Source organism: Bradyrhizobium sp. SZCCHNS30572, from assembly GCF_032484415.1.
Lineage (GTDB): Bacteria > Pseudomonadota > Alphaproteobacteria > Rhizobiales > Xanthobacteraceae > Bradyrhizobium.
On record NZ_JAUESY010000003.1, the window covers coordinates 108,938 to 130,567 of the forward strand.

At 63.2% G+C, this 21,630-nt stretch carries 18 protein-coding genes and 2 pseudogenes; 13 read left to right on the forward strand and 7 right to left on the reverse strand.

Annotated elements, in window-relative coordinates:
• The first annotated feature begins 1 nt into the window (after position 1).
• The 3 genes from QX048_RS08775 to QX048_RS08785 are packed head-to-tail and all read left to right on the forward strand — an operon-like array spanning position 2 to position 3,210.
• Positions 2–658: a hypothetical protein gene (locus tag QX048_RS08775; protein ID WP_315706505.1), complete on the forward strand. Its 657-nt coding sequence runs from the start codon at positions 2–4 to the stop codon at positions 656–658.
• On the forward strand, positions 658–1,473 hold the full coding sequence (locus QX048_RS08780) for a sugar phosphate isomerase/epimerase family protein (protein ID WP_315706504.1): 816 nt from the start codon (positions 658–660) through the stop codon (positions 1,471–1,473). The genes QX048_RS08775 and QX048_RS08780 overlap by 1 nt, the downstream gene beginning before the upstream one ends.
• Positions 1,474–1,488: 15 nt before the next feature.
• A complete protein-coding gene (locus QX048_RS08785; protein WP_315706503.1) occupies positions 1,489–3,210 on the forward strand; it encodes an FAD-dependent oxidoreductase in 1,722 nt (573 codons plus the stop codon).
• On the opposite strand, the pseudogene QX048_RS35225 reads toward QX048_RS08785, so the two are convergent.
• Positions 3,211–3,339: pseudogene (locus QX048_RS35225) on the reverse strand (hypothetical protein); the annotation flags it as partial.
• Positions 3,340–3,398: 59 nt separating this feature from the next.
• On the opposite strand from QX048_RS35225, the gene QX048_RS08790 reads away from it, so the two are divergent.
• Complete coding sequence (locus QX048_RS08790; protein WP_315706502.1) at positions 3,399–5,225, forward strand: tannase/feruloyl esterase family alpha/beta hydrolase; 1,827 nt, start codon at positions 3,399–3,401, stop codon at positions 5,223–5,225.
• A 279-nt stretch (positions 5,226–5,504) separates the two neighbouring features.
• Here the strand turns inward: QX048_RS08790 and QX048_RS08795 are convergent, their stop codons facing one another.
• Positions 5,505–6,632: a LysR family transcriptional regulator gene (locus QX048_RS08795; RefSeq protein ID WP_315714177.1), complete on the reverse strand. Its 1,128-nt coding sequence runs from the start codon at positions 6,630–6,632 to the stop codon at positions 5,505–5,507.
• A gap of 75 nt (positions 6,633–6,707) precedes the next feature.
• Here QX048_RS08795 and QX048_RS08800 point away from each other — a divergent pair, with 75 nt between their 5' ends.
• From QX048_RS08800 to QX048_RS08825, 6 genes are all read left to right on the forward strand, one after another.
• Positions 6,708–7,790: a 2,3-butanediol dehydrogenase gene (locus QX048_RS08800; RefSeq protein WP_315706500.1), complete on the forward strand. Its 1,083-nt coding sequence runs from the start codon at positions 6,708–6,710 to the stop codon at positions 7,788–7,790.
• 84 nt (positions 7,791–7,874) lie between these two features.
• Complete coding sequence (locus QX048_RS08805; RefSeq protein ID WP_315706499.1) at positions 7,875–9,011, forward strand: ABC transporter substrate-binding protein; 1,137 nt, start codon at positions 7,875–7,877, stop codon at positions 9,009–9,011.
• Between the two features lie 57 nt (positions 9,012–9,068).
• Positions 9,069–10,559, forward strand: a complete 1,491-nt coding sequence (locus tag QX048_RS08810; protein WP_315706498.1) for a sugar ABC transporter ATP-binding protein — start codon at positions 9,069–9,071, stop codon at positions 10,557–10,559.
• Positions 10,556–11,521, forward strand: coding sequence for an ABC transporter permease (locus QX048_RS08815; RefSeq protein ID WP_315706497.1), 966 nt, complete (start codon positions 10,556–10,558; stop codon positions 11,519–11,521). Before QX048_RS08810 ends, QX048_RS08815 begins: the two co-directional genes overlap by 4 nt.
• A gap of 152 nt (positions 11,522–11,673) precedes the next feature.
• The gene (locus tag QX048_RS08820; RefSeq protein ID WP_315750107.1) at positions 11,674–12,498 is read left to right on the forward strand and encodes an ABC transporter permease; all 825 of its coding nucleotides are present in this window, start codon (positions 11,674–11,676) and stop codon (positions 12,496–12,498) included.
• A 409-nt stretch (positions 12,499–12,907) separates the two neighbouring features.
• The gene (locus QX048_RS08825; RefSeq protein WP_315706495.1) at positions 12,908–13,375 is read left to right on the forward strand and encodes a transposase; all 468 of its coding nucleotides are present in this window, start codon (positions 12,908–12,910) and stop codon (positions 13,373–13,375) included.
• On the opposite strand, the pseudogene QX048_RS08830 reads toward QX048_RS08825, so the two are convergent.
• Together QX048_RS08830 and QX048_RS08835 are read right to left on the reverse strand one after the other, a co-directional pair.
• Positions 13,351–13,506 (reverse strand): annotated as a pseudogene (locus tag QX048_RS08830) (IS256 family transposase); the annotation flags it as partial. The gene QX048_RS08825 and the pseudogene QX048_RS08830 overlap by 25 nt on opposite strands.
• Before the next feature lie 675 nt (positions 13,507–14,181).
• On the reverse strand, positions 14,182–14,544 hold the full coding sequence (locus QX048_RS08835) for a hypothetical protein (RefSeq protein WP_316192002.1): 363 nt from the start codon (positions 14,542–14,544) through the stop codon (positions 14,182–14,184).
• Between the two features lie 216 nt (positions 14,545–14,760).
• Here QX048_RS08835 and QX048_RS35230 point away from each other — a divergent pair, with 216 nt between their 5' ends.
• The gene (locus QX048_RS35230) at positions 14,761–14,964 is read left to right on the forward strand and encodes a helix-turn-helix domain-containing protein (protein ID WP_410052674.1); all 204 of its coding nucleotides are present in this window, start codon (positions 14,761–14,763) and stop codon (positions 14,962–14,964) included.
• Here the strand turns inward: QX048_RS35230 and QX048_RS08840 are convergent.
• From QX048_RS08840 to QX048_RS08850, 3 genes are all read right to left on the reverse strand, one after another.
• Positions 14,951–16,150 carry an IS256 family transposase gene (locus tag QX048_RS08840; RefSeq protein ID WP_315714240.1) on the reverse strand — a complete coding sequence of 400 codons (1,200 nt, stop codon included), beginning with the start codon at positions 16,148–16,150 and terminating at the stop codon, positions 14,951–14,953. The genes QX048_RS35230 and QX048_RS08840 overlap by 14 nt on opposite strands.
• Before the next feature lie 860 nt (positions 16,151–17,010).
• Positions 17,011–17,565 (reverse strand): hypothetical protein, encoded by a 555-nt coding sequence (locus tag QX048_RS08845; RefSeq protein ID WP_315827669.1) that lies wholly within the window; start codon positions 17,563–17,565, stop codon positions 17,011–17,013.
• A 169-nt stretch (positions 17,566–17,734) separates the two neighbouring features.
• Positions 17,735–18,940, reverse strand: coding sequence for a glycosyltransferase (locus tag QX048_RS08850; protein WP_316192001.1), 1,206 nt, complete (start codon positions 18,938–18,940; stop codon positions 17,735–17,737).
• Positions 18,941–19,056: 116 nt separating this feature from the next.
• On the opposite strand from QX048_RS08850, the gene QX048_RS08855 reads away from it, so the two are divergent.
• Together QX048_RS08855 and QX048_RS08860 are read left to right on the forward strand one after the other, a co-directional pair.
• Positions 19,057–19,932: a DUF6502 family protein gene (locus QX048_RS08855; protein WP_316200312.1), complete on the forward strand. Its 876-nt coding sequence runs from the start codon at positions 19,057–19,059 to the stop codon at positions 19,930–19,932.
• Positions 19,929–21,128 carry a hypothetical protein gene (locus QX048_RS08860; RefSeq protein ID WP_315714184.1) on the forward strand — a complete coding sequence of 400 codons (1,200 nt, stop codon included), beginning with the start codon at positions 19,929–19,931 and terminating at the stop codon, positions 21,126–21,128. The genes QX048_RS08855 and QX048_RS08860 overlap by 4 nt, the downstream gene beginning before the upstream one ends.
• Positions 21,129–21,630 lie beyond the last annotated feature (502 nt).

Sequence of the window (21,630 nt, forward strand, 5' to 3'; positions counted from 1 at the left end):
CATGCGCGGAACAGGGTTTCTCGCCATCTGGAGCGACGTCGAGGCGCATGATCTGACCGACTACCGGCATTGGCTGACGCGCGAGCACACCACCGAGCGCGTGACGACGCGGGGCTTCCTGGCGTCGCGTGTGTTTCGTGCCGTGCGCAGCGACGTCAACCGCTTCTTCATCCTGTACGAGCTCGAAACGCCCGAGGTCCTCGACGGCAAGGACTATCTGGCGCGGCTCAACGCGCCCACCCCGTGGTCGCAGCGCATCATGCCGAAGCTCGGCAATTTCATGCGTGGCGGCGGTGTGATCGTCGCGCGCGCCGGGCGGGGCGAGGGCGCCACGATCGTGGCGCTGCGGATCGACAAATTGCCCGCCGACCCGCAACGGCTGGCCACCGCGCTCGTTGGCTGCGACGGGATCGCTGCCGTGCAGATCGGGGCGACCGACGCGCCGCGGACATCCGTACCGACCGCTGAAAAGGGCATGCGGAAGCACGAGGGCTTCTTCTCGGGGCTTCTGTTGATCGAGGCGCTCGATGACGCTTCGTTGCAGAGGGCCTTGCGGCAGGCGCGGACACTTGCATCCGATGTCATGGAGGGAGCCAGCGAGCCTGACTTCTATCAGGGCATGTTTGCGCTCGACGCACGCATCGCGGATGCTTGCTGATGGCGACCTTTTCGCTCGCTGCGCTGACCGTGCTCGACTTGGCGCCGCCCGAGATGATCGATCTGGCGGCCCGCTGCGGCTACGACAAGGTCGGCCTCAGGCTGCTGCCGGCCGTGCCCGGTGGACTGGCTTATCGCCTGATGGATGACGCCGCGCTCCTGCGTACGACGCTCCAGCAGTTGCAGTCGACGGGTGTAACCGTTGCCGATCTCGAGGTCGTCGCCTTCAGACCTGAGACGAGCGTCGCGTCGTTCATGCCGTTCTTCGAGACAGGCGCACGCCTCGGCGCCAGGCACATCCTTGTCGCCGGCTATGACCCCGACCTGGCGCGGTTCTCCGATCGTTATCGGCAGTTTTGCGAGGCGGCTGCTGCGTTCGGTCTGACCGCCGATCTGGAATTCATGCCCTGGACCAGCGTTCCTGATCTGACAACCGCGATGCGGATCGTTGACGATGTCGACCATCCCGCGGCCGGCATTCTGGTGGATGCGCTGCATTTCGATCGATCGCGAAGCAAGCTCGCGGATCTCCGCTCCATCCCGGCCGATCGGCTGCACTATTGGCAGCTCTGCGACGGTCCGGCCGAGCGCCCCGCGACGACTGAGCAAATGATCCATGCCGCGCGCGAGGAGCGCATGTTCCCGGGCGAGGGCGGCATCGATCTCGTCGGTCTCACGCGGGCGATGCCGGACTGCCTGACCATCAGCATCGAGGTGCCGACCGTTGTGCTGGCGAAGACCGTCGATGCTGAAACGCGGGCGCGGCGCGCCCTTGCAGCGGGCAGGGCCGTGGTCGAAAAGGCGCAGGCGCTGTGACGGAAGAGGCTGGTGATGGCGCACAACGATCGCCCGTGGGACGTTGAGACCGATCTGCTGGTCGTCGGTACCGGCGCTGCCGGCATGACGGCCGCGCTGGTGGGCGCGCTCGAAGGGCTCGACGTCGTCCTGTGCGAGAAGTCGGACATGGTGGGCGGCACCACCGCAACCTCCGCCGGCACGGTGTGGATCCCGGGCAACCGGCAGGGCCGCCTTGCGGGGACGCCTGATACGGTCGAGGCCGCGCGCACCTATCTCGCTGCAATGCTCGGCGAGCACGCCGCCGACCGCCGCGTCGACATGTTCCTTCGGGCAGGGTGGGTCGTGCTTGATGATCTCGAGCAGAAGACGAGCGTTCGATTTGCGGCGCCTCCGATCCACCCCGACTACAAGCAGCTTCCGGGCGCTGCGATCGGCGGACGCGCGCTCACGGCCATGCCGTTCGAGGGCCGAAAGCTCGGACCGGATTTTGCCCGTGTCAGGCCGCCGCGTCGGGAGTTCATGGTGCTCGGCGGCATGATGGTGAGCAAGGCGGACATCCCGGCGCTGCTGGCGCCATTCCGCAGCTGGAGCAGTCTTAGGCATGTCCTGGGTCTGCTCGCCCGGCATGCGATGGACCGGATCAGCCACACGCGCGGAACGCGCCTGGTCATGGGAAACGCGCTCGTCGCGAGGCTCCTCGACAGCCTCCGCCGCGTCGCCGTCGACCTGCGCTTCGAGACCGAACTTCGCGATCTCGTTTGCGAGGGGGATCACATCATGGGTGCGGTTCTTTCGTCTCCTGGCGGAGAGCTCAGGATAAGGGCCCGCAAGGGCGTCGTGCTGGCGAGCGGAGGCATCGGCTGGAGCCGTGAGCTAAGAGAGCGTCTATTCCCCGAGCCGGCGCGTCGACTTTCGCTCGCGCCCACCTCGAACACCGGCGATGGCATCCTGGCGGCGGAGCGCGTCAGTGCAGCGATCGCCCGAGACCTCGACAGTCCGGCGTTGTGGATGCCGAGTTCGGTGATGACGCAGGCCGACGGTCATGTGTCGATCTTCCCGCACATCATGCTCGATCGCGCCAAGCCTGGATTGCTGGCCGTGAACAGGTCAGGCCGCCGTTTCGTGAACGAGGCCGATTCCTATCATGACTTCGTCGCCGCGATGCTGCGATCGAACGCGCCGTCTTCAAGTCCGGCCTTCCTGATCTGCGATGCGACGTTCATCAAGGATTTCGGCATTGGGCTCGTTCGTCCGGGGACGCGAAACCTGAAGGCGTTCGTGCAAGCCAGCTATCTGGTCGAGGCGGAGACGATCGAGCAGCTGGCGCGAAGGATCGGCGTCGACGCCGGGCAGCTTGCGGCAACGGTCGAGCAGTATAATCGCTACGCGGACAGCGGGATCGACGAAGACTTCGGCCGAGGGTCCAGCGCGTTGAACCGGTTCAATGGCGATCCGGAGACCAAGCCGAACCCATGTCTGCGGCGGATCGGTCAGGGGCGCTATTATGCCGTCGCCGTGTGGCCGTCGGATCTCGCCAGCAGTTGCGGTCTACTTACGGATGAGCGCGCCAGAGTGTTGTCACGCAACGGAACGGTCTTGCCCGGACTGTATGCCGTCGGGACCGATGCATCCTCCATTTTCCGCGGCATGTACCCCGGACCTGGAACGATGATCGGCCCCGCCATGGTCTTTGCATGGTGCGCCGCGCTCGATTGCGCAGGAACGCTCGCTGACCGAATGAGGCTGTCTGAGTGACCAACGGGAGGTTCGCAGGCGATTCTGATTCGCGACAATTTTGCCTTCGGGTTCAGGCGCCGGGTTGGCGCCCCCGGAGTCGCGGCTCGGCTGCGCCGCACAGACCCATGAGCCGCTGACGGTACCGATTGTAGACTAAGGCGGCCCCGGGCTGCCAACAGAGAACGATAAGCAAGAGGAGAGAACTGATGCCGATCGCGCGAGGAATTTTTTGGGCAATGCTGCTGGTGGCTGCGACTTGCCAGGTGACATCGGCGTTCGCCGAGCCGATGGCTTGTGACGACGGCATCAAAGCCGCCTTCCATCCCGACGAGATCACGACCGTGATCGCGGTCCGCCGGGTCAACAAGGGTGAGGAGCTTTTGGCGCCCGATGCGCCGAAGCCGATCACGGCGGCAGCCGATCTTTGCCTCGTGAAGCTGTTGGTCGGTCCCGGCGTCACAGCGGAGAAGGACAAAAACGCGCGCTCCTATTCAGAAGGTATCGGCATCGAGGTCTGGCTGCCGACGCAGGCCAACTGGAACGAGCGCATCCGTAACTATGGCGGTGGCGGCTGGGTCGGCGGCGGCCATCGCTTCGCCGACAAGATCGGGAGCAAGGTGCCGGCAATTGTCAACGCCAATATCGGCTATGCTTCGGGCACAACGGATGCCGGCCAGCCGTGGTATCAGGACGGTTCGTTCGCCTTCCTCTCTGACGGCAAGGTTAACGTCGAGGGCCTCCGCGACTTCTCGGTACGGGCGATGGTCGAGCAGGCGATCAAGACCAAAGCGCTGGTCAATCTCTACTATGGCAAGGCGCCGAAATTCGTCTACTACGATGGACACTCGCAGGGCGGCCGCCAGGGCCTGAAGATCCTGCAGGAATATCCAGAGCTCTATGACGGCTACATGATCGCGCAGCCTGCGCCGAACATCGCGCGGTTCGGCACCACCAGCCTCTATCCGCAGATCGTGATGAAGACCGAGCTCGGCTTCTCTGCCATCAACAAGCCGGAGGCTGCCGCGTTCGCCGCCAAGGTCGACGCTGCCAACAAGCGCGCCGTTGCAACCTGTGACAAGGCCGGGCTCGGCTTCCTGCTTGATCCCTTCGCCTGCGACTACAATCCCGCCCGCGACGCGGTGCTGCTCTGTACGGGCGAAACGAGCGACGGCGTCACCGGAAGCAACGCCGACAAGGCAGCTTGCATGAGCTCGAAGGAAGCGGGTGCGCTCAACAAAATCTGGTACGGCGCGACCCGCGATGGCAGCGTCGATCCGGCTCAGACGGCGGAAGCCCGCAGCGGCAAGGCGCTCGGCGTGAAGCAGATGTGGTGGACCTTTACCAAGGGCACGTCGATCTCAACGCAGATCACGAGCCCGTCGACTGACAATTTTGCGCTCGGCATGGAGGACGTCAGCTACGCCGCTGATGCCAGCGCGACCTCAGCCATTCCGATCACCAACACCTCGACCGCAAGGCGCAACCGCTGGCTCGAGCTCGATTATGCCGCCTTCGCTGCTGGCGTCGACAAGAATGTCGAACTGCAGCCCACGCTGTTCAGCAATCTGATCACCGACAAGGCCGATCTCTCGAAGCTGCGCGATCTCGGCCGCAAGGTGATCATATGGAGCGGCCTTGCGGATGATGCGATCCCGCCGGCCGGCAACGTCAATTATCACGAGCGCGTGCTTGCTGCGATGGGCGGCGACGCCGAGGTCTCAAAATTCATGCGGATGTATCTGGTCCCGGGGGCTGCGCATTCCTCGCAGGGCCGCTCGTACACCGTGACCGGCAAGAACGACGCCGTGCCGCTGCCGAAACTGCCGGGCAATGCCAACCAGACGCCGACCCGCGACAAGGACCAGTTCTTCTCCGCATTGACGGATTGGGTCGAGAAGGGAGTGCCGCCGGGCGAGATCACGTTGACCTCGCGCGATGGCAGCGTGAGCTATCCGGTCTGCGTCTATCCGCAGCGGACGACGTGGGATGGCCGCGGCCCTGCGACGCAGCCTTCGAGCTTCAGCTGCCGCTAGTCACTACAATCAAGAAATTCTCGACAGAGGGGAGACAGACGAGAGGCGATGGCGGTCTCAGTTGTCGTTGGAAGAGCCTGACTCTTTCACCGTTGCATGTCGCAGCTCCGTCGTCAAAATAGGAATGAAGAACCATTGGTTTGGGATTGGCAGCGGACTTCGCTACCAATCCTACTATCTCATGCGCCAAACTACGATTTTTCGTGATTCGTACTCCCGCTGCTGGCAGTCCTCGTCCGCGAACGGCACGCAATTTCCGCCGAAGGACGTTGAAACAGGTCAGTCGCTCTCAGTCGGACGTCCGCGCAGTGAAGTCTCTGCGCTGTCCCAGGGCGGTTCCGGCCGCCAAGCCTCTATCAACGCATCGATGAATGTACGCACCTTCGGCGACAAGTGCCTGCTCGAAGGATAGACGGCGCGAATGGGTGCACCATCGGCGTCGACCTCTTTGAGGATCGGCACCAGCCGACCTGCACGCAGATCGTCGCTGACCAGGAATGTGGCAAGCCGAGCGATGCCGAAACCCGCAATCGTCGCGTCGCGCAAGGCTTCAGCGTTGGTCGCGACGAAACGCCCATTGATGGCGATCACGCGAGCTTGTCCGTTCTCGTTGAATCGCCAGTCGACGGAGCGCCCGCCGTGCACGAAGGCGAGGCAGCTATGCTGCGCCAACGCGTCGATGTTTCTCGGCGTTCCTCGCTCGGCAAGATAGGCCGGCGACGCACAGGTCACCAGGCGATGGCGCGCCAGAAACCTATTCATCAGCCGAGAATCTTCGCTGCTGCCGATCCTGATCGCGAGATCCACGCCCTCGTCGATGAGATCGACATAGCGATCGCCGAAGGAGGCGCTGACGGATATCTCCGGCCATTTGCGAATGAACTCATTGAGGACCGGAAGCACGTGCAGCCGGCCGAAGGATACGGGCAGATCCAGCCGCAACCGCCCCCGCGGCGCCTGCGAGTGACTGAGCATCGCCATCTCCGCTTCGTCGAGATCGGCGAGCAGCCTCACGCACCGCTCGTGGAAGGCGGCTCCCTCTCCGGTCAGTGAGACGCTTCGCGTGGTGCGCTGGAGCAGCCTGACCCCGAGCCGGTCCTCGAGCCGAACGATGCTCTTGCCGACTGCCGATCGCGAAAGGCCGATGCGTTCGGCCGCTGCCGTGAAGCTCTTGGCTTCGGCGACATGGACGAACACGCTGATGTCCTTCATCCGGTCGATAGCCATTGCGCCTCCTGAAACAGCCCCGAGCTGCAGCCGCGGCCATTCAAATCCGCCACGAACGGTCCGATCATTGGGGCAATACGTTCCCCAGTGAAGGGAAATCACCGGATATTGTGGCTCCAAGGCGCCTATTCTAACCTTTTTGAAACTGGCTGCACCAGCATGGGAAGTAAAATTCCCCATTCAATCAGATCAATGCAAACCGGTAACATGGTAGTGCGAGGCCAATAACCTGCCGCGCAGAAGGGGAAGCGCACCGTGAAGGCTGTTCGCTATTACGGACGGAAGGACATCCGTGTCGAAACCGTCGATGAGCCCAAGGAGATGGGCGCCAGCCAGCTCCTGGTGAAGCCGCTGTGGACCGGCATCTGCGGCACGGACCTCCACGAATACATTGCAGGGCCGATCGTCACGCCCGCGTCGCCGCACGTGTTCACTGCAGCAACCTTGCCGCAGATCCTGGGACATGAGTTCTCGGCCGAGGTACTGGACGTCGGGCGCGACGTCACTCATGTGCGGCGCGGCGACCGTATTTCGGTGCAGCCGCTGATGATGCCGATGAACGACTATTACAGCCGGCGGGGTCTCAACCATCTCAGCGAAAAGATGGCTTGCATCGGCCTCAGCTGGGCCTGGGGCGGCATGTCCGATCTCGCCGTCATCAACGACTACAATGCGGCGAAAGTGCCCGACTCCATCACCGACGAGGAAGCCGCCATGATCGAGCCGGCGGCGGTCGCGCTCTATGCGGTCGACCGCGGCGGTGTCCAGGCTGGCAGCACCGTGCTGATCGCAGGTGCAGGCCCGATCGGCGCGCTGACCATTCTGTGCGCCCACGCAGCCGGCGCCGCCAGGATCTACGTGTCGGAGCCCAACGCATCGCGGCGTCGAACGATCGAGAGCTGGGGTATTTGCGCCGGCGTCTACGATCCCAAGACGACGGACGTGGTCGCGCGCGTCAAGGAGCAGACCGAAGAGAATGTCGGCGTCGACGTCGCCATCGAATGCGTCGGTAACGAAAGCGCATTGAACACCTGCGTCGAAGCCGTGCGGCGGCGCGGTGTCGTGGTGCAGGCCGGCCTGCACGTCGGCAAAGCCTCGACCGATCCGATGTTGTGGGCCCTGAAGGACATCACCATCGAGGCAACCTGGTGTTACCCGATCACGATGTGGCCGCGCATCATCGGACTGGTCGAGTCTGGCAAGCTGCCAATCTCGAAGATCATCGATGGCCGTATCCGCGCCGAGGACGTGGTCTCGAAAGGCTTCGACGTCCTCACTGCGCCAAGCAACGACAAGCTGAAGATACTCGTGTCGACGCAGCTGGCGGCACCGTCGTGAGGCGGCGTAGGCAAGACCAGGGTTGATTGTCCAGAGCGACGCTCAAGTCGCCACGATCAGTGAAACCAAAGGGGAGGAACACCAATGAGAGTGACTATCGCGAGCTGCCTGTCACTGGCCTGCCTGGCCATGGTGACACCAATTGCCGTCCAGGCGGAATATTCCGGCGCGCCGCGCACGTTCCTGTTCAATCCAGCGCTCGACGTCTGCATTCGCGACACCGCGAAGTTCAAGAAGGCGCCGCCCTACACCATCGGCTTCTCCAATGCCGGCCTCGGCGACAGCTGGCGCGTGGTTGGCCTGCACTCGCTTCAGAAAGCTGCGCACGACCATGCCGACGTCGTGAAGAAGCTGCTGATCACCGATGCGGGCCATGACGATGCCAAGCAGGTCGCCGACATCCAGGATCTGGTCTCCCGCGGCGTCGATCTCCTGATCGTCAGCGCCAACACGTCGCAGGCGCTCGATCCCGCCGTCACCCAGGCGACCGAACGCGGCATCCCCGTCGTGATGGTGGACCGCCGGGTGGATTCTGACAATTTCGTCACCTTCGTCACAGCGTCCGACGCGATGATGGGGCGCCTGTTCGCGCAATGGATCGTCGAGAAGCTGAACGGCAAGGGCAACGTGATCATCCTCGGAGGCCAGGCCGGCTCCAGCCCGAACGAGAACCGTGTCAAACCAGCGATGCAGGTGTTCTCGGCCTATCCCGGTATCAAGATCCTGGAGACCGTCTACTCCGACTGGAGCCCGGTGAAGGGCAAGCAGGTGATGCAGGCCATGATCGCCAAGTACGGCCATAGCATCAATGCCGTGTTCTCGCCGCACGGATTGCAGGTGCCCGGTGCGATCGAGGCCTTTCTCGATGCCGGCTGGAAGGGAAGCGAAATTCCGCCGATCACCTCGGCCGACATGAACGGACCGATGAAGATGGCTATCAAGAACAAGTTCCCGCTGCTCGACATCGACTATCCGCCCGCGATGATGGGCACGGCGCTCGACGTCGCGCTCAAGGTGCTGTCCGGCGCCGCGGTGCCCTGCGTCTATACCATCAACAGCAATATCGTTCTGACCCACGGTGACGAGACGCCTTCCATTCCGAAGCCTGACATGTATGCGGAGCAGCACATCGTGCCCGACGGTCCCGACGACATGCTCGTGTCCGGCGGCATGGGCCCGACCTACAATCCGAGCACGTTCAAGATCGACTATCCGCACTGAACCCGGAACAATGGCGTACCGGCGAGGCCGGCACGCCAAAGGGGCAAGACGGACCGAATGCTCACACTCAAGGCCATTTCCAAGAGTTTTCCCGGCGTGCGCGCCCTCCACGGCGTAAACTTAGACGTCAAACCTGGCGAAATCCACGGCTTGCTCGGCGAGAACGGCGCCGGCAAATCCACCCTGATCAAGATCATCGCCGGCGCGGTTGCGCCCGACGAAGGCGAGATCACCCTCGCCGGTCAACGCGTGAGATGGTCGTCACCGCGCGAGGCGAAGCTCGCCGGAGTCCACGTCGTCTATCAGGAGTTCGCGCTGTTTTCGCAGTTGTCCGTCGCCGAGAACATCTTCCTCGGCAACGAGCGGCGCAACGCGCTCGGCCTGGTCGATCACGGACGGACACGGAAAGAGGCCGCTGAGCTGATGCGCAAGCTTGGCATCACCCTTGACCCTCGCGAGACGGTGGCCTCTCTCTCGGTCGCCGACCAGCAGATGGTCGAGATCGCGCGCGCGATGACGCACAATGTCCGCCTGTTGATCCTCGACGAGCCCACCGCCGTCATTGCCGGGCGCGAGGTCGAACTGTTGTTCGAGCGCCTGCGCCGGCTGCGCGAGGCCGGTGTGTCCATTCTCTTCATTTCGCATCGGCTCGACGAAGTCTTCGCGCTGTGCGATCGTGCCACGATCCTGAAGGACGGCCGTCTGGTCGGCACGACGGATACCGTCGCCGTCACGCGCGAACGGCTGATCTCGATGATGGTGGGGCGCGATCTCGGCGAGCTGTTTCCCCCGCGCTCGACCGCGTCGCGACCGGATCAACCCGTGCTACGCACCGACGGCATCTGCGTCGGCGACCGGGTCCGTGACGTCTCGATAGAACTGCATGCAGGCGAGGTCGTCGCGCTGGCGGGCATGGTCGGCGCCGGACGCACCGATCTGGCGCTCGGTCTGTTCGGCGCAGCTCCTATCTCGAAGGGCACTCTCCACATCGCCGGCGAGCGCTTTACGGCAATGACGCCCGCCAAGGCGATCGGGCTCGGCATGGGCCTCGTCACCGAGGATCGCAAGTCGCAGGGGCTTGCGATGCTGCTCGACATTGCTGCGAACATCACTGGGCCAGCACTCGGCGAGGTCACCCGCTACGGAGTGATTGATCGCGAGGGCGAACTGGCGATCGCCGCCCACGAAATCGAACGATACCGCATCGCCTGCCGCGGACCGGCAACGCCGGTCGCAACCATGTCGGGCGGAAATCAGCAGAAGGTGATCATCGCGCGCTGGGCACGCCTGTGCAGGTCGATACTGATCCTCGATGAACCGACACGCGGCGTCGACGTCGGCGCCAAGGCCGATATTTACCGGATCATGCGCGAACTTGCCGATTCAGGCCTCGCAATCCTGATGATCAGCTCGGAAATGACCGAGGTCATCGGCATGGCCGATCGCGTGATTGTCATGCGCGAGGGACGGATCGCCGGCGAGCTGCCGGGATGCGACGCCACGGAGGAAAGCATCATGTACCTGGCCACGAGCGAGCGCGCCGCATGACCGCGATCGCCGCCCGTCTCGCGATGCCTTGGTGGCTGCGCAGCAATGCGGGCCTTGCCGGCGTGCTCGTCCTGATCTGCGCGGTATATCTTGTTGGCGCAACGGTCTCCGACCGATTCCTGACGCTGGGCAACCTGCTCAATGTCTATGAGCAGACCACCGACCTTGCGCTGGTCAGTATCGGGCAAACCCTGACCATTCTCAGCGGCGGCATCGACCTCTCGGTCGGCTCGCTGATCAGCCTCACCTCCTGCCTGACATCAGGCCTGATCAACGGCAATCCGGATCGGGTCGTTCCGGTCGTGCTCGGCGTGCTCGCGCTCGGGACATTCGTCGGCGTGCTCAACGCCGGCCTGGTCGTCACCTTGCGCGTTCATCCGCTGATCGTGACGCTCGGCATGGGCGCGGTCCTGCAAGGCGTGACCTTGCTCTACGCACTGGGACCGGTCGGTCGGGTGCCGCGCAGCTTCACCGTGCTCGCCTATGGACGCATCTCGGGCATCCCCATCGGAGCGACGCTTGCAGTCGTCCTTGGCATCCTGGTCGCGCTGCTGCTGCGATATTTGCCGCTCGGCCGCCAGATCTACGCCCTTGGCGATGATGCGAATTCCGCGCGTCTCGTGGGATTGCGGCGGACGCGCATCCTGATGCTGGTCTACGGCATCTCGGGCTTCTGCTGCGGGGCGACCGGGCTTTATCTCGCCGCGAGGTTCGGCGTTGGACAGCCCTACACCGGCGTCAACTACACCTTGGCTTCGATCACTCCGGTCGTGCTCGGCGGTACCTTGCTGAGCGGTGGCAAAGGCGGCGTGATCGGCACGCTGTTCGGCGCCTTTCTGATCACGCTCCTGAACAACCTGCTCAACTTCATGGACGTGTCGAAGCACTATCAATTGGTCGCGCAGGCGGTCATCATCATCCTTGCCGTCTCCATCTATGTCGAACGCCGCAGGATCGGGTGAGCAGGATGTCAGGCTCCGTAGAAATCGCCGGCTCCGTCACCCCGTCCTGGTCGGTCCGCAGCGTCATGGAAAGCTATGGCACAGCCCTCGCTCTGCCGCTGCTGCTCGCGCTTGGTGGCGTGATCTCACCGGCCTTCGTCAGTCCCGGTAATTTGTCCAACCTGCTGCTACAAGTCGCGCCGCTCGCGATCGCAGCCATGGGGCAAAGCCTGGTGATGATCGTTCGCGGCCTCGATCTCTCTGTCGCCTCGATGATGGCGACCGCCGCCGTGATCGCGACCGGTTTCTCGGGCCTCGACCAGAATGTCCCCGCCATCGTCGCGACGGCCTTGGTGGTCGCTGTCAGCGTTGGCCTGCTCAACGGCTTTCTCGTCACCAAGCGTCAGGTGTCCCCGTTCCTGGCAACGCTCGCCACGATGATCCTGCTCCAGGGATTCAGGTTCGCCTACACGCAGGGCGCGCCGTCCGGCAACGTGCCGCCGGTACTGCGGCTGCTCGGCTCCGGAAAATTTCACGGCGTGCCCTATAACGTACTCGTTCTGCTGTTCGTAGCGGTCTTGCTGGCTGGGGTCCTGCACCGTTCCGCTTTCGGAAGGAGGATTTTCATTGTCGGCGGCAATCCAGTGACGGGGCGCCTGTTTGGCATCCGCTCCGACGCGGTCATGATCGGCTGCTACCTGATCTCGAGCTGCCTTGCGGCGCTCGCCGGGCTGATCCTGAGCGGTTATGTCGGGCTCGTCGACAACTGGGTCGGGCAGGGGTACGAGCTCGACTCGATCGTAGCCTGTGTCGTCGGACGGGTGTCGCTGCGGGGCGGCCGCGGCTCGATCCTTGGCGCCCTCACGGGAGCCGCCATCATCGTCATCCTCGCCAACGAAGTGGTGCTGCTCGGCGTGCCGGTCCAGGTCCAATTGATCATCAAGGGCGTCGTCATTGTCCTCGCTGCTGCAATCTACACTCGTAGAGATGCACCATAGCGTTTTCTAAGGATGCGATGAGAGGAAACCCACCATGAGCGAGCATTGAGAGGAAACTGTTCCGGGTAGAAAACCGGGTACTCTCAAAAAAGTCCAATTGATTGTGCCGCTGCACCGAAGTTTGTTGCACGAGCGGACAGACCGGAGCGTTGCACGTGTTGTAGCCCCTGCGGAAGAGGTCTCCACAAGCGCATTGTTATTCGGCGATTGCTGAGGACATTCCGTGTTCATTACGATTGCCGTCAGCGACAATATTGGCTGGTTCATGGAGAACTTGCCGAGCGTTGGATGTCAGCCACCAGCGGCCATGACCCACCCCACCCGCACGTGCACATGATCGTACCGGGCGGCGGCATCTCGCCCGACGGCCAGCGCTGGGTGTCCTGGCGGCCAGGATTCTTCCCTGCCAGTGCGGGCGCTTTCACGCCTGTTCCGTCGGCTGTTCCTGGAGCGCCTGGCCACCCTCCACCAGGCCGGGCGCCTGATCTTCGGCAACGACGCCCACCTCGCCGGAGAACAATCATTAGCAACGTTGCTGGCAGCGTCGGGCAAGATGGAATGGGTCGTTTATGCCAAGCGTCCGTTCGGTGGCCCCGAGGCAGCGCTGGCCTATCTGTCGCGCTATTCCCACCGCGTCGCTATCGCCAACAGCCGCCTGCTCGCCTGCGGCCAGCAAGGCGTCACCTTCAGATGGAAGGATTACCGCGTCGAAGGGCCGCGACCGTCAAAAGCGGATGACGCTCGCGACGGACGAGTTCATTCGCCGCTTCCTCATCCACGTGCTCGCCTCCGCCGCATCCGCCACTACGGCCTGCTGGCGCGAGGCGCCTGCACCGACAACGTCGCACGCGCGCGCGAGCTGCTCTTCTCGCCATAGGCGGCTCCAGTCAGCCCGGCGACCTCCATCTCCATCAACCGCTGGGCGGCAAAGCCGATCATCTCGCGCAGAAGATCCGCGTCCGGGGCCTCCTCGACGAGCGCGCGAAGGTTCATCATCTCGTCGGTCATCGGTGGTTCCTCGAATCGAGTTGGTGTCAGCAACCCGACCCTACCGGGCAATCACCGGTGACCACCGCAAAGCCGTCCGCCCGCTACGGCGCTATGGGAGAGCGCGCGGGCGGACGGCTTTGCTCTACCAAGTTACACCACGCCCGGGAACACCGCCCTTAAAAGTATCGCAAAGCGGCAACCCGGACAAGCGCAACGACGGCTCTGGGTCGCGGGCGGAAGTCTCATGCAGAGTAAATCTCGTCTGCACAACCTCGGGCAACTGATACGCGTGGCCCTGACGGGCTTCACCTGAACCGCCTCCGTACCGCGATAGGAAATCTGTGCGTCTTCTCCGTCGTGACCGAAGCGCGACCCTTCTGGCGCCCTAGCGTCCACCCGAAGTCGCCTCCGGATCCTCACCAAGGGCCTACCTCGCCACCCTCGGTCTCGCCGCTTGGCGCGGCAAAGATCGATGTTTGATAATGCGATAGGCCCCGGACGGCTAAGGCCTTGAGCCGGTTCACGGCCTATCGGGTGCTGCGGCGCTTGGTCCTGCGGCCGAGGTCCATGCCGTCAATTGGCCAGGAGACTAAGGCCGCTATCCTACTCGACTTGCCGGCCGACCATTTGGCGGCCACTGATCGCTCACGAACGGCGGTTTTTGGGCGGGTCTTCGAGATCCGACCTTCCGAATTAGGCTGCTCTCCTGTAACAAAATAGGGCTTCTGCGATAGTGGGCTTCACGATGTAGCGGACCCCCGCTACCACCTTTCCCCACACTCCCTTTACTCTGCTTGGGTATGCCTCCCCGCCAATCAGCGAGTTGAGACGGCCAGCAATTTCAACACAGACCCCGCCCGGGCGCCTGTCATCTCTCGACACCGTCACCGTCTCCACAAGATCTCGAATTGCTTCGGCAGCCTCCTCGTCGCCTGCGCTCAGACCTTTGCCGAGCGCATTTTCGAGCCGCACCAATTGCTCTTCGTATCGCCGAAGAATGACGGGGTGGAGCGCAATCGGCTGCGGAGCGGAGGGCTGGCTTTGCAATTCAGCCATGATCCGCTTCCGATCGGCATCCAGAGCCGTGGACCGCGGGCCGAGAATCGAAGGATCGCCATGCCCCTTGGCGATGGCGTCAGCTGGATGCCGCAGCGAAGAAAAAGAAGCTCAATTATCCAGTATGATTGCGGGAACAGGTTTGCCGGCCGCTTCACAGACTGCCTCGATAAGCAGGCGAACCGCTTTGGCATGCCAATCGATTTTCGCTCACGAATGAACGATTTGCGGGATACTGTTGCTCGGAATTTGCGTCGCCTCCGAACGGGGAAGGGCTGGACGCAGGAGGAGCTTGCGTTCCGAGCAAAAGTCGATCGGAGCTATGTCAGTCAGCTGGAGACAGATCGTGTCCCCAAGCGTGGTGTAGCTGGCGGTCCACCGCGTTCGCCGGCTGGAGCCGGGCCTGTCAGCTGGCGATAGCCGTGAGGCTGACGTTCGGATCATCGCTCAATGGCGCGATGGTTTCCAGCGTCATGTAGCGGGCACGTTGGACCGCCCATTCATCGTTCTGTTCGAGCAGGACAGCTCCGATGAGGCGGACGATAGCGTCCTCATTGGGGAAGATGCCGACCACCTCGGTGCGCCGTTTGATCTCGCCGTTGAGGCGTTCGATCGGATTGGTGGAGTGCAACTTGGTCCGATGCTGCGGCGGGAACGTCATGTAGGCAAGCACGTCGGTCTCGGCCTCGTCGAGGAAGCCGGCAAGCTTGGGCAGCTTGGGACGGAGCTGATCGGCGACCTTGCGCCATTGGGTGCGAGCGGCCTCGGCATCGTCCTGGGCAAAGGCCGTGGCGATGAAGGCGGAGACCACGCGCCGTCCGCTCTTGCCGGCATGAGCCAGCACGTTCCGCATGAAGTGGACGCGGCAGCGTTGCCAGCTGGCGTTGAGCACCTTGGTCACGGTGGCCTTGATGCCCTCGTGGGCGTCGGACACCACCAGCTTGACGCCGCGCAAGCCGCGGCGGGCCAGCTTGCGCAGGAAGGCGGTCCAGAACGTCTCGGCCTCGGACGGCCCGATGTCCATGCCGAGAACCTCGCGCCGGCCGTCGCTGTTGACGCCGACTGCAACGATCACCGCGACGGAGACGATGCGCCCCTGCTGGCGCACCTTCACATAGGTGGCGTCGATCCAAAGATAGGGCCAGTCACCCTCGATTGGACGGCCGAGGAAGGCCTTCACTTTGTCGTCGATCTCGCCGCACAACCGACTGACCTGGCTCTTGGAGATGCCGGTCATGCCCATCGCCTGCACCAGATCGTCGACCGAACGGGTCGAGACGCCCTGAACGTAAGCCTCCTGAACCACGGCGGTGAGCGCCTTCTCGGCCATGCGCCGCGGCTCCAGGAAGCCGGGGAAATAGGAGCCCTTGCGCAGCTTTGGGATGCGCAGCTCCACCGCACCGGCGCGGGTCTCCCAGATCCGGTCGCGGTAGCCATTGCGCTGGGCCAGACGTTCGGGGCTCTTCTCGCCATAGGCAGCCCCGGTCTGGCTCTCGACCTCCAGCTCCATCAGGCGCTGGGCCGCAAAGCCGATCATCTCGCGCAGCAGATCGGCGTCTGGGGTCTTCTCTACCAGCGTGCGCAGGTTCATCATGTCTTCGGTCATCGGTGGTTCCTCGGTTGCGTTGGCGTGTCGCAACCCGATCCTACCGGAGAACTGCCGGTGACCACCGCAAAGCCGCCCGCCCGCTACGGCGCTATTTGGGAGCGCGCGTCCGGGCGGCTTTGCTCCACCGAGCTACACCACCTCCGGGGACACGACCTGGAGACAGGGGTATACAGCGCATCTGTGACGATGCTCGGTAAGCTGTCCAAGGCGCTCGGCGTAGAGCCCAGCGAATTTCTAAAACCTTGACCAGAGCCTCTGGTGCTCGTTTCGCTGGGGTGCTCTGGCAGAATTGGCGACAATCGCTCGGGCTGTCCCCTATAGTGAAGACCAGCCACGTCGGCCGATCGGCCAGCGCCAGTAGCCCTCTATACTTGGGAGTCGCGCGACCGGGCCCAGCTTGGTGCGGTATTGGTGCGTGAGGATTTGAAGTAAGTACTGATCCCGCTAACGCGTTGATCGTCCATGAGACCTTATCACCCTAGGGCTGCGACCGGGCCGTTATGGGCGGCAAGCTATCGATCGGCTTCGTTGATTTTGCTGCGTTCTCGTTCGATTTCGATTGAGTTCGTTGCGGCTTGTTCGGATCGTTCTGGTGCGAGACTGGTGCGGCCCGTTGGGGGCAACATCCTCTCTAGGCTGAAACAGAGGGCGATTCTAGGAAACCTTAAGATCACTTGGCAATCAGGGGGCCACCTCGTGTTGTCCGGAAGCCATCATTGGTACACAATGCATTTTCCGAGAGCTGGGAAGCGGGTATCGACAAATTCACGATACACGACTTGAGGCGCAGCTTACGCACCGTCATGCCGCGCGCGTCTACGTCCCATCAATAAGAAGCCCGCCGGCAATCTGGGCCGTCAGCGCGAGAGCAGGGGGGGTCCGGCAGAGGGCAGCGGACGAGGCACTGACGACTGCACAGTCGATGACTGCGCCCGGGGTTGCGAGAGTCTATGCTGCGGGATCGGGGCCGCCTGCTGCTGGGACAGCGACGAAGGCGGGGTTGTTGACATTCTCTGTCTGATGTCGTCTGCGACAGCTTGCAGCGTCGCAATGTTCTGGGCCATCAGCTCTTGCTTGGCGGTGAGTTGCTCTACGCTGCGCCGCACGACATCGAGATTGAACGCCAGGGGCTCAAGCTGCTGCATCGGGTCCGGGGCAGTTGAAGCAATGGCTGGCGACTTCGTCGTCGAGACGGATAACAACCAGCCCAGCGATGGAACCCGGGCCACTACCTTGTCCCTTGCTGCGTCACCGTAGGACTGCCAGGCAAGGGTGGCGCCGATACCGATGAGAACTGCAATAACAAACCGGGCAAGGGTATGGAGTGTTCGCCTGCCAGTCGACGGCCGGTCGCTCGCGATATTGTCGTCGTTGAGGCCGGAGGGGCGAGGAGAACGGCCAGGCGGTTTCATGGGCCGTCCAATCCGCGGATCGAATCGGGCGTTTGGATCGCGCGCAGGCCCGTCCCACGCATTCTCTACGAGAGGTATGCTTTGCGAGTACATAAGTAGCTCCTTCCTGACTATTCACGGATCGTGATCGCGAGCTGAGCCTGCTCAACGAGTTTCAGCACAATCAGTCTCAGCAATGTCGATTTTCCGGACCCGTTCCGATTGTTCCGGGACGCGAAGCCAGGGTCGACCGGCTTGATGCCTTAGTCGTCACGGCATGGCGATAGACAGTTTCGATTCCTTTCCCGAAGGCGTCGACGGAATATTGCGTCGTTGCGCGAAGCCGGGCGGCATGGCCCATGCGCCAGCGCCGCTCCGGATCGCGGAGCAATGTTTCGATCGCTTCCGCCAACCGAACATGATTGCCGGGTGGAACGGTAATGGCCTCGATGCCGTGGCGCGCCACGCGTGGAACGGCCGTGTCAAGCCATGTATTGATGATCGGCCGTCCCGCCGCCATCGCTTCCAGTTGAGCGATGCCAAACGTTTCCGCATTGGTCAGGGACGGCAGGACAAAGACGTCCGCTGTACACATGAGACTGGCGAGTTTGGCCTTCGGAGCGGAGCCGAGCAGGCGGACGCGATCCGCGACGCCGAGGCTATGAATCATTCGTTCAAGCCGTGCCCGTTCTGGACCCTCGCCGATGATCCAGACCTCAAAGCGGTGGCCGACCGCCGCTCGCACCAGCACATCGAAGCCCTTGTAGGGGACGAGTTGCCCGCAAGCCAGCACGAGCCGTCCACGATCGCGTTCGGCAGCGTCATTGTCGCGCGGCTCCGGCCAATCGTACTTCGAGGCATCGACGCCGAACGGAACGACGTGACATTTCTCAGCGAATTCCTGCAGCAGCGGGCTGCTGTACAGCAGAATGGCATTGGACACGATGATTGCGTCCGCCTGCCGCAGCGTCCGGCGCAACAGCTGCTTCACAAACCACCTCAGTCCAGCATGCGAAGCGATGTCCGCATGGTAGTGCACGACCAAAGGTCGATCGCGGCCCAACCCCAGGGCGAGCATGAGATCGGCGAGCGGAAACGGTGCATGAAGCGCGAGTAGATCGTGATCGGCGACCTGGCGCCACAACCGCAGCGGATAAGTCGGCGCGGCCGGAAGCGAACATACATCGCCGAACGAGCGCACGCGCTCGATCGTTACGCCGTTCACGACGATGCGCCGTTGCCCGTTCGACTTGGAGCAGACCAGCACGCAGGCGGTGAACGCGTTTTTCAGTCCTGCGCATATGTCGCGGATCACCGACGGGGCTCCGCCGAACAGGTCGGGATAGCAGTCATTGAAGATGTGAAGCACCGAGAGGCGCCGAGAGGGAGCGAGCATAGCCGAACTCTCCATGACTGAGCGCCTCCTGTATATGTGGGAAAATTTCACACGTCAATTGATCTCGACGGAAAAGTGGGATTGTATCCCACGGGACTCGCCGCTACAATTTCGCCATGAACGCCAAATCCCGGAGATCGAAGTCGGCTTCACATCAGCCGATTGCGGCGGCGAGCCTGCGCGCGCCCTTGGCGCGCCTGCTGCGCCCGCTGGTGCGGCTATGCATCCGCGGTGGAATGACATTTCCTGAGCTGGCTCAGCTGTTGCGAGAACTCTTCGTCAATGTTGCCGAGCACGACTTTGCCCTGGAGGGAAAGGAGCAGACCGACAGCCGCGTGAGTCTGCTCACCGGAATTCACCGCAAGGAGGTTGCGCGGCTGCGCGGCGCCGGTGCGCCGGTCAATGAAACGCCTGCCACTCTGTCGCTGACCAGCGCGATCATGGCACGCTGGCTCGCCGCTCCGGAGTTCACGGACGCGAACGGCGATCCGCTGCCCTTGCCGCGCATGGCCAGTGGCGATGCGCCCTCGTTCGAGCAGCTCGTCAGTTCGATCACGAAGGATGTCCGCCCGCGCGCAGTGCTGGATGAATGGCTGGACCGCGAGCTCGTGACCATCAACGGCGATGAAGAGATCGTGTTGGTGGATACCGGCTTCGTTCCGCGCGGCGACGACGAGCGCAAATGGCACTATCTCGGCCGTAACCTGCATGATCATATCGCGGCAGCCGCCGAAAACGTATCCGGGCCAGCACCCCGTTTCCTCGAACGCGCGGTGCACTATGACGGCCTTTCAGCCAAGCTCGCAAAACGTCTCGAAGGGCGTTCGCGCGAACTGGCCATGGACGCCCTGAAGATCGCCAACCGGGAAGCAAACCGCGCGCTCGCCAGGGACAAGGGCGGCGACCACCGCTGGAATTTCGGCATCTACATTTACAGCGAAGGTCCGGACGACGCGGCGAATGGTGATGCTGACGAAGGCGACTCGTCATGACCAGGCAGCCCGTCATCTCGCGCCGCTCGTTGCTTATGGGACTCTGGCTTGCCGGATCGTCCTCCGCCTGGGCGCAGGTGCGCCGCGGCAGCGATCAGGGTATCGGCGGCACCGGTATCACACGTGGCCACGATCAGGGCATCGGCGGCACCGGCATTGTTGGCGTCATTCAGCGTTTCGGCAGCATTTTCGTCAACGGCCAACGCATCAGCTATGCGCCGAACGTCCCGGTGCGGATCGATGGCGAACCGGTATCGGCGAAGGCGCTCAAGATCGGACATCTGGCTCGTGTGCTGGCGCTGCCGCAGGCGAACGGTTCGCTGATCACCCGCGGCGTCAACGTGGTCAGCGAGGTGATGGGGCCGATCGAAAGCGTCAGGGACGGCGAGATGACCGTGCTGGGCCAGCGGATCATAGCGGCCGGCCACGAAAGCTGGCGCCATCCGGGCGTCAATGTCGCGGTCTTCGGGGTGCGCCGCATCGACGGCGTGATCGTCTCAAGCCTGGTCGAGCAACGCCTTAACGCGACAACGCGGGTTTCCGGACCACTCGAACGCGATCGCGGCGGCCTGCGAATAGGCGGGTTGCGACTCAACGGCGCCGATGCCGCACTCGTCGGACAACGTGTTCAGGCTGAGGGCCGCGTTACGCAAGGCGTGATGCAGATCTCGCGCATAAGGGCTGACGACCTCTCTGATTTCTTCGGCGCGAACCGTCTGTCGATCGAAGGCTATGTCCGCCGCGTCGGCAGCTATCTGCAATTCGGCTCGGGCTATGTCGCGCATGACAATAGTCGCTTCGCATCCTCAGGCAATGCCCGCGTGGTCGTGAACGCCACCTTTGACAGTTCCCGTGGCTTGCGGGTTGAATCCATCCAGTCCGTCAACAAATTTCCGGGTGACTCGATCCAAGGTACGAGATCCGAGCAAACTCCGGGCGCGACGCCCGGCGGCTCGGACGTCCCGGGCGGCGCTACTGTGCCAGGCGGCGGTCCTCCCGGGCTGGGCGGTGGCGGTCCTCCAGGCCTTGGCGGCGGCGGTCCTCCCGGCCTTGGCGGCGGCGGTCCTCCCGGCCTTGGCGGCGGCGGTCCTCCCGGCCTTGGCGGTGGCGGTCCTCCCGGCCTTGGCGGCGGCGGTCCTCCCGGCCTGGGCGGCGGCAGTCCTCCCGGCCTGGGCGGCGGCCGCGGCCGGCGATGAACAACGAAGATATGGCAGAGCGGGCGAGAGGCGCGCGCTCGCAGCGTCGTCCAGCTTCGCTATGCGATTCATCGCGAGCAACTTGCGCTGCGAACAGCTAGCCCGAGTTCGCGGATTCGCGCTCGAAAATCGTGATTTTGCGATTTTTTTGGCGAGCTAAGTAATTGATCTGCAAAGGGTGGGGTGTTCGATTTCGGGCGAGAATGGTTGTAGTGAAGACCTCCCCGATTCCCAAGGGCGTGGCGATGCGGGTGGATCCGCCGCGCGATGTTTCTGCGACGCACGGAGCGACGAGCCCGCGGCTGAGCAGAATATGAACAACCCGACGGCGCTCGCCGCTCTGGCGAGCGCCGTCTCGCAGACGGTGCGACGACAGAAGATTGGCTGAGTTTCCGCTGATCGGCGGAGAGACGTTTGGTGGATCGAAGCGGATGCGGAGAGCACGCTATCTTGCCGGCGATGACAACTCGATTGAGACGTCGAGCGCGCTATTGTGTCTGTG